The organism is Dinoroseobacter sp. S375, from assembly GCF_049800775.1.
Classification (GTDB): domain Bacteria; phylum Pseudomonadota; class Alphaproteobacteria; order Rhodobacterales; family Rhodobacteraceae; genus Dinoroseobacter.
This window is the reverse complement of the sequence record NZ_JBNAFR010000015.1, coordinates 25,335-37,755: the sequence shown is the minus strand read 5'-3', so window position 1 is coordinate 37,755 and position 12,421 is coordinate 25,335. Positions and strand designations below refer to the sequence as shown.

The following is a 12,421-nucleotide window of genomic DNA, read 5'->3' as shown; positions in this document are numbered from 1 at the left end:
TCGGCTCGGAAGCCTGAAAAGTTACATAACTCTGATTACCCGCGAGACGGTCTCACTCTTTCGGCCAGCCTCACGTCCCGCTTTGCTTACGCCAGCTCACGAGGTTGAGCGCCGCAAAGAGGATCGCCGCAACGCAGACGATGGAAGGCCCCGCGGGCGTGTCGAGCAGATAAGCGCTCTGCAACCCTGCCACCGCCGAGAGCGCGCCTATGGCAGCCGCAATCCCGGCCATGGCTTCGGGTGTCCGCGCAAGACCGCGCGCCGCAGCAGCTGGTATGATCAGCATGGCTGCAATCAACAGAACCCCCACCACCTTGATCGCGACCGCAACCGTGATCGCGAGGGACAGGGTCAGGATCAACTGCTCGCGCTTGGGGTCCAGCCCGCTGGCATAGGCCAGCTCGTGGTTCAGCGTCGAGGTCAAGAGCGGCGACCAGCGCCACACGATCAGGGCCACCACAAGGGCCGCGCCCCCCCAGATCACCAGAAGATCCGAACGCGACACCGCAAGGATGTCGCCGAACAAATAGGCCATCAGGTCGATCCGGATGCCTGACAGGAAGGACACCGCCACCAGACCGAATGCGAGGGCCGAATGGGCCAGCACGCCCAGCAGCGTATCCATCGCATAGCCGCGCCCAGCCAGCAGGGTGACGGTCATCGCCATGATCAGCGCGACAATCATCGCCCCGGCAAAGACCGACACTTGCAGCGCCAGAGACAGCGCCACGCCAAGGATCGCCGCATGGGCCGTGGCGTCGCCGAAATAGGCCATCCGGCGCCAGACCACGAAACACCCCAAAGGGGCCGCCGCAAAGGCCACACCAACCCCGGCCAACGTGGCGCGGGTCATGAAATCGTCGAGCATTACTGGGCGGCCTCGTGGCTATGCGCATGGTCGTGATCATGGGCATGGTCGTGCAGATGATCGTGGCTGTGGTCGTGGTCATGGTCGTGCCGGTACAGCGCCAGCGCGCCGCCCGTCCCGGTGCCGAACAGCGCCCGGTATTCCGGCGCCGACGCCACCACGGCAGGCGCGCCCTGACAGCAGATATGCCCGTTCAGACAGACCACCCTGTCCGATGCGCTCATGACCACGTGCAGTTCATGGCTGATCATTAGGACGGCACAGCCGGTCTCGCGCCGCACGGTCTCGATCTGTCGATAGAACGAGGCCGATCCCGGCTGATCGAGCCCCTGGGTTGCCTCATCCAGCAAGAGCACATCCGGCTGATTGATCAGCGCCCGCGCCAACAAAACCCGCTGGAATTGCCCCCCCGAGAGCTGGGACATCTGCCGCTTCAGCAGGTCCGGCACGCCCGCGGCCTCCAGCGCCTCCTTGCATGCCACACGGGACACACGATCCGTCAGCTGCATGAAGCGCGAGACGGTCATCGGAAGCGTCGGATCGATATGCAGCTTTTGCGGGACATAGCCGATCTTGAGCCCCGGCTGGCGCGTGACTGTCCCGCTCGCCGGGGTGGCTGCCCCGATGATCGCGCGCAACAGGCTCGTCTTGCCGGACCCGTTCGGGCCCACAATCGTGACGATCTCGCCGCGAAACAGGTCAAGCGAGACATGCTGCAACACGGTATTGGCGCCATAGCGGACGCTCAGGTTCTGGACAGAGATCAGGCTCATGAGCCGACCTTGTCGATGCATTTGGGGCAGACGCCCTCGGCCTCGACGACCGTGCGCTCGATCTGGAACCCGGCCGCCCGCGCGGCTTCGCCCAGCGAGCCCCGGGCGGGGGTGGATCGGGTTTCGGCAACGGCTTCGCAGAGGCGGCAAATCATGAAGGCAGGCATATGGGAGGTTCCGGGATGGGCACATGCGACAAAGGCGTTGAGCCGCTCGATCTTGTGGACGAACCCATGCTCGGCCAGAAAATCCAGCGCGCGATAGGCCACGGGCGGCTGTGATCCGAACCCCGCCTCGCGCAGCAAGTCGAGGATCGCATAGGCCCCGAGCGCGCGATGCTCCTGCAACAGGATCTCGAGCACCTTGCGGCGCACCGGTGTCAGGCGCAGACCCTCGGCCGCGCAGCGCGCCTCAGCGGCGGCCAGCCCAGTACCGACACAGGCGGCATGATCGTGCTGTTCAAAGCCGACGGGCGCGGGATTTTCACCGGACATCTGCTCCCTCTCTCTTGTCATGTTATCTTATATCATATACCGAGATCGAAATGTTATAAGATCACGCAGAGGTTCCAATGTCCAGAATGCTTCTCCCGCTCTCCCTGTCGGCTGCCCTGCTGGGGGGCACGGCAGTGGCCGACGCCCCCAGTGTGGCTGCGGACATCGCGCCGGTCCACTCGCTCGTTGCGCGGGTCATGGCTGGTGTGGGGTCTCCGGACCTTGTCATCCCGGCGGGGGCCTCGCCCCACCAGTACAACCTGCGCCCATCCGAGGCCAAGGCGCTTCAGGATGCAGATCTGGTGTTCTGGCTTGGTGAGGACCTGACGCCCTGGCTCGAAGATGCCGTGGACACGCTGGCCGCGACTGCCTCGGTGACAGCCCTGCTCGAGGCCGAAGGCACGATCCTCCATGACTTCCGGGAGGGCGCCCTGTTCGAAGCCCATGATCACGGGGATGAAGAGCATGGGCATGAGGAACACGCGGACCACGAGGATCATGATCACGAGCACGGCCACATGGAAGCCAAGGCCGAGGCTCACGACCACGACCACGACCACGACGAGCACGCCCATGATGAGCACGATCATAACAAGCATGCGAACGAGGACCATGCCGAGCATGACCATGATGAACACGATCATGAAGAGCACGCAGAGCATGATCATGATGCCCATGATCACGAAGACCATGCTGAGCACGATCACGACAAACACGATCATGAGGAGCATGCCGGCCACGACCACGATGCACATGGCCATGAAGGCCATGACCACGGTGACCATGACCCCCATGCGTGGCTCTCGCCGACCAATGCAGCAACCTGGCTGAACGTGATCGCAGCCAAGCTTTCGGCCGCCGACCCCGAGAATGCAGGCACCTATTTCGCCAATGCCGCCGAGGCCCGTGCGGAAATGGACGCGCTCATTACCGAGGTGACCGCCATTCTGGAGCCCGTGAAGGGCGGTCGTTTCATCTCCTTCCACGATGCGTATCAGTATTTCGAAATGGACTTCGACTTCCCCGCCTCCGGGGCGATCTCGCTCGGGGATGCAGCGGACCCGAGCCCGGCGCGCATCGCCGAGGTACAGGGCCGTGTGCAGAATGAAGGCATTCAATGCGTGCTGGCCGAACCTCAGTTCAACCCGGGTCTTGTGACCACCGTGCTCGACGGCAGCTCGGCCAACACCGCGGTAATCGATCCGCTTGGCGCGGATCTGGAGCTCGGGGCCGATCTCTATCCGCAAATGATCCGCAACATGGCCACCGCGCTGGCCGGTTGCTTCTGACCCTTTGAGGCGGCCCGCATTTGCAGGGCCGCCAATGATTGCCCCCGGCGAAACGCCCGCCGGGGCACATCCAGAGTTTCACAACCACTATCTGCCCATGAATTGAAATGTTATTACATCAGCTCCGAGCGCCCCGATGACCGACTCCCCTGCCCCCGCCCCAACTGACCTGCGCGTTCCCGTGACCCTGCTCACCGGGTTTCTGGGCGCCGGGAAAACGACGCTGCTGAACCGGGTCCTCGAAGACGCCTCGGACGGCAAGGTCGCAGTGATCGTCAACGAGTTTGGCGAGGCGGGGCTCGACCATGACCTGATACAGTCGGTCGAGGACGAGGTTGTCCTGATGCAATCTGGGTGTCTGTGCTGCTCGGTGCGCGGCGAGCTGCCGGAAACCATTGCCCGCCTGCTGGACCGGCGCGAGGCCGGCGCGCTGCAATTCGAGCGCATCGTCATCGAAACCACCGGCATGGCCGATCCGGGGCCGATCCTGAAGATCATGATGATGGACACGACCCTGTCGCGGCACACCCGGGTCGACGGGGTTGTCACGCTGGTGGATGCGGTCAATGGCGCAACCACACTCGATGCGCAATTCGAAGCCGTCTCGCAGGTCGCTCTGGCCGATCTGATCCTGATCAGCAAGACGGACCTCGCATCCGAGCCGAAGACCAAGGCGCTGACCGAGCGTCTGCGCGCGCTGAACGAGACCGCCCCCATCCTGCACCCGGTCCTCGGGGAGCTGCCGCCAAACACGCTCTGGAACCTGACCAGCGTCCGCGAGGATATCGCGGTCGATCACGCGCTGGCCTGGACCACTCCGCAACAGGCGGACCCTTTCGCCAACCTCTCGGGCCTGTCGTCAAGCACGCCCATGGCCGAGCCCGCACCGCTCCATGATCAGCGGATCGGCAGTGTTTCCGTGGTGCTGGAGCACCCGCTGACCGATGCGGCCTTCGATCTGTGGCTCAACACCCTGACCGCCCTGCGCGGCAATGATCTGTTGCGGGTCAAGGGCATCGTCTTCCTCGAAGGGCTCGACATCCCCTTCGTGTTCCACGGCGTGCAACAGGTTTTCGAACGCCCGGTGCCCCTGCGCTCCTGGCGCGGCAGCGATCGACGGTCCCGCATCGTCGTGATCGCGCGGGACATGACCCGCCCGGAACTCATGCGCAGCCTCGACATGCTCCGCGCCACTCAGCCCCAACCCCAGGAGACCTAGGCCATGACCGACCCACGCCTGCCTGTCACCGTCCTCTCAGGATTTCTCGGTGCCGGCAAAACCACGCTGCTCAACCGGGTGCTCAACAATCGCGACGGGCTCCGGGTGGCGGTGATCGTCAATGACATGTCCGAGGTGAATATCGACGCGGATCTGGTGCGCGCCGAGACCGAGCTCAGCCGCACGGATGAGACGCTGGTCGAGATGTCCAATGGCTGCATCTGCTGCACCCTGCGGGACGACCTGCTGGCGGAAGTGCGCCGCCTTGCCGGGGAAGCGCGGTTTGATTACCTGCTGATCGAATCCACCGGGATATCGGAACCCCTGCCCGTGGCCGCGACTTTCGACTTCCGGGATGAGGCCGGGGCGAGCCTGTCGGATGTGTCCCGGGTCGACACGATGGTCACCGTGGTGGATGCGGTGAACCTGCTGCAGGATTTCTCGAGCCATGATTTCCTCCATGATCGGGGCGAAGTCACGGGCGCAGAAGATGAACGAACTCTCGTGCATCTGCTGACCGATCAGATCGAGTTTGCGGATGTGATAGTCCTGAACAAGGTCGAGGATGCGGGCCCCGAACGCACGGATGCCGCGCGCAAGATCATTCGCAGCCTGAACGCCGATGCCGAGATCCTCGAGACGGACCATTCCGTGGTCCCCGCCCACAAGATCCTGAACACCGGCAAGTTTGACTTCGACAAGGCCCATGCCCATCCGATGTGGGCGAAGGAGCTCTATGGCTTTGCCGATCACGTACCGGAGACCGAGGAATACGGGGTGGCGAGCTATGTCTATCGCGCCCGTCGGCCCTTTGACCCTCAGCGTATCCACGATTTTCTGAACGGGGACCTGCCTGGGGTGATCCGCGCCAAGGGACATTTCTGGATCGCGACCCGCCCGAACTGGGTGGCGGAGTTTTCGCTGGCCGGGGCGCTTTCCTCCGTGGCCCCGATCGGGACATGGTGGGCCTCGGCACCGCGGGAACGCTGGCCCGACAATGACGCGGTGCGGGCCTATATCGAGCATAACTGGGACGAGCCCTGGGGGGACCGTCGTCAGGAGCTGGTCTTCATTGGTACCGGGATCGACTGGCCGAGCCTGAAGGCGCGGCTGGACACCTGCCTTGTGCCGGAAACCCTGGCCGCTGGCCCTGCCCAGCTGCCGCTGGACCTGTCGGATCCCTTCCCCGGCTGGCGGCGCGTGGAGGATGCGGCATGAACATCGCCCACACACACCCGCGCCACGATGCCGGAGCCGCGGTCGTCACAACCGACACCATGAACGGGCTCTACGCGATCCGCGACCCGGGCTGCGCCGCCGCGATCTGGCAGCGCGCGCCGGCACCCGGTTTTCAGGACTGGATCGACGGGCTCGACCCCGATGCCTTGCCCTCGGCCCGGCTTGTTCTGCGCCCCGAGGCCGTGCCCGACGCGCTGACCCGGCTGGGCGACACCCATGGCCTGCCCACGGGTCCCGAACGCGACTGGCTCGAGGCGGATATCGCCGAGCTCGCGAACCGGTTCGCGACGGTGATGCGCGCGCCCTATCTGCGCCTGCGGCTCGATGTGGTGACCACAAATGCCTGCGCGAAGTTTCATATGGATGCGATCTTTGCCCGGCTGGTCTGTAGCTATCGCGGTACCGGCACCCAATATGGGCTCTCCCAGGACGGGGGTGATCCGGACCCGGTCGAAACCCTGCCCGCCTGCGCCCCGATCGTGATGCGCGGCTCTCTCTGGCCAGCCAAGACCAGCACGACCTTTCTGCACCGCTCGCCGCCTATCGCGGGCACGGGCGAGACGCGCCTCGTGCTGGTGCTGGACCCGATCTTCGATGTCGAGGATGCCTGATCATGCGCCGCAATCTCGGAGAAACCCGCCTGCGCACCCGCAAACGCACCGAAGACCCGATGCGCGCCTTTGACAGGCTGCCCCCGGACCTGCGGACATGGCTGGCCAATGCCGCCCTGCCCTGGCGCCCGCGCTCGGTACAGCGGGCCTATGACCGCGCGCTTGCGCGGACCGGGGATCCCGACAGGGCGCTGGCAGAACTGGACCGGATGCAGCACTCGAAACTGGCCAGGGACAACCCGTTGGAGAGCCTCGCGCGCTAGACCACGACCCCGCGACGCTTGCACTCGCCAGAGAATTTCCCGAACACTACCGGGATGACAGCCGGTCCCGCCCGCCCCGCAATCTCGTTGAAGCTGCGCCTTTCGCTGGGGGCGGCTCTTCTCGGGGCGGCGACGATCCTGACCGCGGGGATCCTCTATCTCGGTCTGACCGAAGTTGCCGAACGGCTGGACACGGCGCTCGCCTCGGAAAAGCGCATGGCGCGTTATGCGACGGCCTCTACCCAGGCGGCGACCTTCCTCGTTGTGGCGAGCGAAGCCGTTCAGGCCGGTCTGCCCTCGGACATCCGGGCCGACCGGATCTCACCAGTGGTTGGGCAGTTACAGGACACGTTTGCCCTGCTCCACACAGATGTGGAGGACGCCGTGCTTGCCGCCCGCGCCCTCGGCATCGACGAGCAGTCCCGCTACGGCACGCAGTCGCTCGGCGTGGCCCGCATGGAAGCGACGCTGAATCAGACCGTCCGGGGTCTGTCGGCAGACACGCAGGATACCGCGCGGTTGCGCGGCTATATCGACAGTTTCGCGGCCAGTTTCGACCCATTGCTGGGGCAGGCGATCAATACGGAGCGGCTCTTTCGCAGCGAAATCTTGTCCGGCATCGACGCCCTGCGCGCCCAACTGGCCTGGATGGCCCTCGCCATTGCGCTTGCCGCGGGGCTGAGCGTCGCGGCCTTCTATTTCGGCCTGATCCGCCCGCAATTCTACCGGCTCGACGCGGTGCGCAGCGCGGCGGACCAGATCGGCCGGGGCGATTTTTCCGGCGTGCTGCCTGTGAGCCGACTGGATGAGATCGGTCAGCTTTCCCAGCAAACCAACCGCATGGCAGCCGCCCTCTCTGCGCGTCAGGCCGAGGTCGAGGCGGAATGGGCCCAACTCAACGAGACCATCGCCACCCGCACCCGGGAACTCGAAGAAGCCAATGCCCGGCTTGAGAAGACGGACGAGAACCGCCGCCATTTTTTCGCAGATGTCAGCCACGAGCTGCGGACGCCCCTGACGGTCATCCTGATGGAGGCCCAGATCGGCAAGCAGGCGTTGCCCGAAGCGGCCGAGGCCTTTGCCACCATCGAGACCCGGGCCGAGCGGCTGAACCGCAAGATCGACGACCTGCTCCGCCTCGCACGTTCAGAAACCGGTCAGCTGGCGATCGAATGCACCCCAGTGGCGCTCGATACGCTGGTGGACGCGGTCACCCGCGAGGTTCGGGCCGAACTGGACAATGCGGGCATGACGCTCGATCTCGCGCCCTGTCCCGACACGTTGGTGAGCGCGGATCCCAACTGGCTGCGTCAGGTGCTGGTGGGGCTGGTGCGCAACGCGATCCGCCACGCCCGGAGCGGCGCGCAACTGCATCTCGGCCCCGTGACGGCGGAGGGAAGAACCGGCATCGCTTTGACCGATAACGGCCCCGGCATTCCCGAGCCCCTGCAGGAGCATGTGTTCGAACGGTTTTCCCAGGGGCCCGGTGCCTCCAGCGCTCAGGGTTTTGGCGTGGGGCTCGCGCTCAGCCGCTGGGTGATCGAAGCCCAAGGTGGCGAGATCCGGCTGCAAAGCCCCCTGCCCCGCGCCGAGGCGCTCGGGTCCAACCCGGGTCTCAGGGTCACCGTTCTGCTGCCGCCCGCGCAGGCCGCCTAGCACGTCAGAAGGTCGCGGTTGTCACCTGCGATAGCAACTTTCACAGTGAGCCCATGAAGCCACGACTCCTTATTGTCGAAGATGACCCCGAGATCACCTCGGCCCTCATCCGGGGGCTGGCCCTCTATGATTATGAGACCGAGGCCGAGAACCGGGCGGACCGCGCCCTGCGCCGCCTTGAACAGGGCAGCTATGCCGGCGCCATCGTGGACGTGATGCTGGGGTCGGATTCCGGGGTCGAGCTTGTCCGATCCGCCAGGGCCCAGGGCGTGACCCTGCCGATCCTGATGCTCTCGGCGCTTTCGGATGTGGAAGACCGGGCCACCGGGCTCGAGGCTGGCGCCGATGACTATGTCATCAAGCCCTTTCACTTCGATGAGCTTGTCGCCCGCCTCCGCGTGCAAGAGCGCCGTGCCGCCGCGCAACGCCCGGCCCCGGCGCGGCTGATCGCGGCGACCCGCAGCCTCACAAGCGGCTCGGACAGCGTGACCCTGACCGAGCGGGAGTTCGACCTTTTGGCCCTGCTGACCCTTTCAGGCGAGGACCCGCAGCCCCGCAGCAAGCTCTATGACACCCTCTGGGCCGCCGAAGGCGCCAATAACGAGAACGTGGTGGATGTCTATGTGGGCTATTTGCGCCGCAAGCTTGAAACCGCGGATTTCGGGTTTGAAATCAAGACAGTGCGCAATCGCGGCTTCTGCCTGTCCGGGCATATGCCGGACATGTCCGACAGCTGAGAGAGGCATACGCGATGAAGTTCTTAGAATATAAGAGTCGCTTGCGCCGCGTCACTCTGCCACCGTGGAAGGACACGCAATGATCCCCGAGGGAGGAACTACTCATGGCATGGACCAAGCCCATCATCCGCGAAATCGAGTGCGGTATGGAAATCAACATGTACGGCCCGGACTTCGACGAAGAGCGCGAAGTTCTGTTCTAAGACACTTGCAGCGCGGGATGGCGTGAATGGCATTCCGCGCGCAGATTTTAGGGGCCGCTGCCGGAGGTGGGCTCCCTCAATGGAATTGTGGTTGTGACAACTGCAATCTCGCCCGATCTGGCACCATCCCCCCGCAAACCCAGTCTTCGCTCGCTGTGACCGCCGACGGCGTGTCTTGGGCCGTGCTCAACGCATCGCCGGACATTCGCGGCCAGCTCGCCGATACCCCTGCCCTGCACCCGACCGACCTGCGCGAACTGCCTCTGCACAGCGTGCTGGTCACCAATGGCGATATCGACCATGTGGCCGGCCTGCTGACCTTGCGCGAAATGCAGCCCTTTCGGCTCTTTGCAACGGCGGGCATCCACGAAGTGCTGGCCGAAAACCCGATCTTCAACGCGGTGAATGCCGATGTGGTGCCGCGCGAGACCATCGCGCTGGACACGCCCTTCGAGCTGACGCCGGGCCTGACGGCGACCCTCTTCCCCGTCCCCGGCAAGGTACCCCTCTATCTCGAAGGCGAAACGGTCGAGACCGAGCTGATCGGCGACCAGACCGTGGGCGTCCGCCTCGAAACGGCGGAAAAGACGGCGTTCTACATCCCCGGCTGCGCGCTCTTGAATGACGACCTGCGGGACCGGCTCGAAGGGGCCGATACTCTGTTTTTCGACGGCACGCTCTGGGCCGATGACGAGATGGTCCAGGCCGGGCTCAGCCACAAGACAGGCAAGCGCATGGGGCATATGTCCATGAGCGGCCCTGACGGCTCTCTCGCAGCCTTCGCAGGCCTGTCGATCCGCCAGAAGATCTTTGTCCACATGAACAACACGAACCCGGTGCTCCGCCCCAGTTCGGTCGAAAAGGCGCAAGCCGAGGCCGCAGGCTGGATCATCGGCCAAGACGGTATGGAGGTGTCCTGATGGCCCAAACCCGTGAGCAATTCGAAGCCCGCCTGCGCCAGATCGGTGCCGAGCGCTACCACGACCTGCACCCGTTCCACGACCGGCTCCATGGCGGGTCCTGCACGCCTGATCAGGTGCGCGCCTGGGTGATCAACCGCTATTACTATCAGCATTCGATCCCCATGAAGGACGCCGCCTTCATGTCCCGGGTCGAGACCCCGGATTTGCGCCGGGCCTGGCGCTCGCGGATCGAGGACCATGACGGCACCGCCGAGAATGAGGGGGGCATCCGCCGCTGGCTGCGTCTGGCCGAGGCGGTGGGGCTGGACCCCGACTATGTCGCCTCCCGCGAGGGTGTGCTGCCGGCCACGAAGTTTGCCGTGGACGCCTATGTGCGCTTCGTGCGGGAAAAGACCCTGCTGGAGGCCGTGGCCGCCTCCCTGACCGAGCTCTTCGCCCCCAAGATCCATGCCAACCGCATTCAGGGCCTGCTGAAGAACTACGCCTTCGCCGATGACAGCTCGCTCAGCTATTTCCGCAACCGCCTGAAAGAGGCCCCCAAGGATGTGGCGTTTGGCCTGTCCTGGGTGCTCGATCACGCGGACACGCAGGAAAAGCAGGACGCGGCGGCGAATGCCCTGATCTTCAAGACCGACGTCCTGTGGGCCCAGCTCGATGCGCTGAGTGCAGCCTATGTGGAGCCGGGACGGATCCCCCCCGGCGCGTGGCAGCCCGATCAGGGCCTTGCCCAGCACAAGCGGGCCTCCTGATGGAGGCCACCGACATCCCCGCCCTGCCCCGCGGCGTGCGGCTACATTTCGACAAGGTGCGCGACACCTGGGTGCTGCTGGCGCCCGAGCGCGCGGTCACCCTCGATCAGGTCGGCCATGCCATCCTGTCCGAGATCGACGGCGCCCGCAGCTTTGGCGAGATCACCAAGGCCCTGTCCGAGGCGTATAACGCCCCGCAGGACCAGATCGCGGCGGATAGTGCCGGGTTCCTCATGGCCCTGCGGAACCGCCGTTTCCTGGATGTCGAGGCATGACGGCACAGATCCCCAACGCGCCCCCGCCCCCCATCGCCATGCTGGCCGAGCTGACCTATCGCTGCCCGCTCTCCTGTCCCTACTGCTCCAACCCGATCGAGATGGCGCGCAAGGAGTCCGAGCTGGATACGGACACCTGGGCCCGGGTCTTTCGCGAGGCCGCGGAGCTGGGCGTGCTGCAGCTTCACCTGTCGGGCGGCGAGCCCGTGTCGCGGCGTGACATTGTCGAGCTTGTAAGGGCGGCCCGCGACGCGGGGCTTTATACCAACCTGATCACCTCCGGGATCGGGCTGACCGAACGCCGGCTGGCCGAGCTCGATGCCGCAGGGCTGGATCATATCCAACTGTCACTGCAGGGCACGAACCCGGAAATGGCCGATGAGATTGGCGGCTACAAGGGCGGCTTTGCCCGCAAGATGCAGGTGGCCGGGTGGATCGGCGCCATCGGCTTTCCCCTGACCCTGAACGCAGTGCTCCACCGGCGCAATCTGCATCAGCTGCCGCGCGCGCTTGAGATGGCGCAAGAGATGGGCGCCCGCAGGATCGAGGTCGCCACGGTTCAGTTCCACGGCTGGGCACTCAAGAACCGGGATGCGCTCATGCCAACCCGCGAACAGGCCCGGGAGGCGACGGCGATCGTGGCCGAGGCTCGGGCCCGGCTAAAGGGCACGCTGGTCATCGATTACGTCCCGGCAGACTACCATGAGGACTATCCCAAACGCTGCATGGGGGGCTGGGGCACGTCCGGGCTCAACGTGACGCCGGATGGTACCGTGCTGCCCTGTCACGCCGCGCAATCGATCCCGCATCTGAGCTTCGACACGGTGCTTGACCGGGGCCTGTCCGAGATCTGGTACGAGGGCGCGGCCTTTAACGCCTATCGCGGGACGGAGTGGATGTCCGAGCCCTGTACAAGCTGCGAGCGCAAGACCATCGATTTCGGTGGGTGCCGCTGTCAGGCCATGGCGATCCTCGGGGATCCGAATGCGACGGACCCGGTCTGCGTGAAGTCACCCCATCACGGCGCGCTCCAGAGTCAGGCGGACGACCACGCGGCGCAGGAGGATGCACCGCTGGTCTACCGTGTCTTCCCCAGCAAGAACACGGAACCCGCCACCTAGA

At 65.1% G+C, this 12,421-nt stretch carries 15 protein-coding genes; 12 read left to right on the top strand and 3 right to left on the bottom strand.

All coding sequences use genetic code 11. The annotated features are described in order from the left end of the window. Positions 1–70: 70 nt before the first annotated feature. From ACP150_RS20880 to ACP150_RS20870, 3 genes are read right to left on the bottom strand one after another with little or no spacing between them, the layout of a single operon-like run. The gene (locus ACP150_RS20880; protein ID WP_424968651.1) at positions 71–868 is read right to left on the bottom strand and encodes a metal ABC transporter permease; all 798 of its coding nucleotides are present in this window, start codon (positions 866–868) and stop codon (positions 71–73) included. Continuing rightward, positions 868–1,641 carry an ATP-binding cassette domain-containing protein gene (locus tag ACP150_RS20875; protein ID WP_424968649.1) on the bottom strand — a complete coding sequence of 258 codons (774 nt, stop codon included), beginning with the start codon at positions 1,639–1,641 and terminating at the stop codon, positions 868–870. The genes ACP150_RS20880 and ACP150_RS20875 overlap by 1 nt, the downstream gene beginning before the upstream one ends. Beyond that, a complete protein-coding gene (locus tag ACP150_RS20870; RefSeq protein ID WP_424968648.1) occupies positions 1,638–2,135 on the bottom strand; it encodes a transcriptional repressor in 498 nt (165 codons plus the stop codon). The genes ACP150_RS20875 and ACP150_RS20870 overlap by 4 nt, the downstream gene beginning before the upstream one ends. A gap of 77 nt (positions 2,136–2,212) precedes the next feature. Between ACP150_RS20870 and ACP150_RS20865 the strand changes: the two genes are divergently transcribed. The 12 genes from ACP150_RS20865 (at position 2,213) to pqqE (ending at position 12,420) form a co-directional block, all read left to right on the top strand. Beyond that, complete coding sequence (locus ACP150_RS20865) at positions 2,213–3,424, top strand: zinc ABC transporter substrate-binding protein (RefSeq protein WP_424968647.1); 1,212 nt, start codon at positions 2,213–2,215, stop codon at positions 3,422–3,424. Between the two features lie 136 nt (positions 3,425–3,560). Continuing rightward, positions 3,561–4,643 (top strand): CobW family GTP-binding protein, encoded by a 1,083-nt coding sequence (locus ACP150_RS20860; RefSeq protein WP_424968646.1) that lies wholly within the window; start codon positions 3,561–3,563, stop codon positions 4,641–4,643. Between the two features lie 3 nt (positions 4,644–4,646). Then, positions 4,647–5,861: a GTP-binding protein gene (locus ACP150_RS20855; protein ID WP_424968645.1), complete on the top strand. Its 1,215-nt coding sequence runs from the start codon at positions 4,647–4,649 to the stop codon at positions 5,859–5,861. Next, positions 5,858–6,493, top strand: coding sequence for a DUF1826 domain-containing protein (locus ACP150_RS20850; RefSeq protein WP_424968644.1), 636 nt, complete (start codon positions 5,858–5,860; stop codon positions 6,491–6,493). The genes ACP150_RS20855 and ACP150_RS20850 overlap by 4 nt, the downstream gene beginning before the upstream one ends. A 2-nt stretch (positions 6,494–6,495) precedes the next feature. Further along, entirely contained in the window at positions 6,496–6,756 is a 261-nt protein-coding gene (locus ACP150_RS20845) for a DUF6525 family protein (RefSeq protein WP_424968643.1), read from the top strand. Between the two features lie 54 nt (positions 6,757–6,810). Further along, positions 6,811–8,412 (top strand): ATP-binding protein, encoded by a 1,602-nt coding sequence (locus tag ACP150_RS20840; RefSeq protein WP_424968642.1) that lies wholly within the window; start codon positions 6,811–6,813, stop codon positions 8,410–8,412. A 53-nt stretch (positions 8,413–8,465) separates the two neighbouring features. Next, entirely contained in the window at positions 8,466–9,149 is a 684-nt protein-coding gene (locus ACP150_RS20835) for a response regulator transcription factor (protein WP_424968640.1), read from the top strand. A 104-nt stretch (positions 9,150–9,253) separates the two neighbouring features. Beyond that, the gene (gene pqqA / locus ACP150_RS20830; RefSeq protein WP_424968639.1) at positions 9,254–9,352 is read left to right on the top strand and encodes a pyrroloquinoline quinone precursor peptide PqqA; all 99 of its coding nucleotides are present in this window, start codon (positions 9,254–9,256) and stop codon (positions 9,350–9,352) included. A 26-nt stretch (positions 9,353–9,378) separates the two neighbouring features. Continuing rightward, positions 9,379–10,272, top strand: coding sequence for a pyrroloquinoline quinone biosynthesis protein PqqB (gene pqqB / locus ACP150_RS20825; RefSeq protein WP_424968638.1), 894 nt, complete (start codon positions 9,379–9,381; stop codon positions 10,270–10,272). Then, positions 10,272–11,024 (top strand): pyrroloquinoline-quinone synthase PqqC, encoded by a 753-nt coding sequence (pqqC, locus tag ACP150_RS20820; RefSeq protein WP_424968637.1) that lies wholly within the window; start codon positions 10,272–10,274, stop codon positions 11,022–11,024. The genes pqqB and pqqC overlap by 1 nt, the downstream gene beginning before the upstream one ends. After that, the gene (gene pqqD / locus ACP150_RS20815) at positions 11,024–11,299 is read left to right on the top strand and encodes a pyrroloquinoline quinone biosynthesis peptide chaperone PqqD (RefSeq protein ID WP_424968636.1); all 276 of its coding nucleotides are present in this window, start codon (positions 11,024–11,026) and stop codon (positions 11,297–11,299) included. The genes pqqC and pqqD overlap by 1 nt, the downstream gene beginning before the upstream one ends. Beyond that, positions 11,296–12,420, top strand: a complete 1,125-nt coding sequence (gene pqqE / locus ACP150_RS20810) for a pyrroloquinoline quinone biosynthesis protein PqqE (RefSeq protein ID WP_424968635.1) — start codon at positions 11,296–11,298, stop codon at positions 12,418–12,420. The genes pqqD and pqqE overlap by 4 nt, the downstream gene beginning before the upstream one ends. The last annotated feature ends 1 nt before the right edge of the window (position 12,421 follow it).

What these genes read in the sequence shown, in the direction of transcription:
- ACP150_RS20880 (WP_424968651.1), bottom strand. Translation starts at nt 868, where the DNA reads ATGCTCGACGATTTCATGACCCGCGCCACGTTGGCCGGGGTTGGTGTG.
- ACP150_RS20875 (WP_424968649.1), bottom strand. Translation starts at nt 1,641, where the DNA reads ATGAGCCTGATCTCTGTCCAGAACCTGAGCGTCCGCTATGGCGCCAAT.
- ACP150_RS20870 (WP_424968648.1), bottom strand. Translation starts at nt 2,135, where the DNA reads ATGTCCGGTGAAAATCCCGCGCCCGTCGGCTTTGAACAGCACGATCAT.
- ACP150_RS20865 (WP_424968647.1), top strand. Translation starts at nt 2,213, where the DNA reads ATGTCCAGAATGCTTCTCCCGCTCTCCCTGTCGGCTGCCCTGCTGGGG.
- ACP150_RS20860 (WP_424968646.1), top strand. Translation starts at nt 3,561, where the DNA reads ATGACCGACTCCCCTGCCCCCGCCCCAACTGACCTGCGCGTTCCCGTG.
- ACP150_RS20855 (WP_424968645.1), top strand. Translation starts at nt 4,647, where the DNA reads ATGACCGACCCACGCCTGCCTGTCACCGTCCTCTCAGGATTTCTCGGT.
- ACP150_RS20850 (WP_424968644.1), top strand. Translation starts at nt 5,858, where the DNA reads ATGAACATCGCCCACACACACCCGCGCCACGATGCCGGAGCCGCGGTC.
- ACP150_RS20845 (WP_424968643.1), top strand. Translation starts at nt 6,496, where the DNA reads ATGCGCCGCAATCTCGGAGAAACCCGCCTGCGCACCCGCAAACGCACC.
- ACP150_RS20840 (WP_424968642.1), top strand. Translation starts at nt 6,811, where the DNA reads ATGACAGCCGGTCCCGCCCGCCCCGCAATCTCGTTGAAGCTGCGCCTT.
- ACP150_RS20835 (WP_424968640.1), top strand. Translation starts at nt 8,466, where the DNA reads ATGAAGCCACGACTCCTTATTGTCGAAGATGACCCCGAGATCACCTCG.
- pqqA (WP_424968639.1), top strand. Translation starts at nt 9,254, where the DNA reads ATGGCATGGACCAAGCCCATCATCCGCGAAATCGAGTGCGGTATGGAA.
- pqqB (WP_424968638.1), top strand. Translation starts at nt 9,379, where the DNA reads ATGGCATTCCGCGCGCAGATTTTAGGGGCCGCTGCCGGAGGTGGGCTC.
- pqqC (WP_424968637.1), top strand. Translation starts at nt 10,272, where the DNA reads ATGGCCCAAACCCGTGAGCAATTCGAAGCCCGCCTGCGCCAGATCGGT.
- pqqD (WP_424968636.1), top strand. Translation starts at nt 11,024, where the DNA reads ATGGAGGCCACCGACATCCCCGCCCTGCCCCGCGGCGTGCGGCTACAT.
- pqqE (WP_424968635.1), top strand. Translation starts at nt 11,296, where the DNA reads ATGACGGCACAGATCCCCAACGCGCCCCCGCCCCCCATCGCCATGCTG.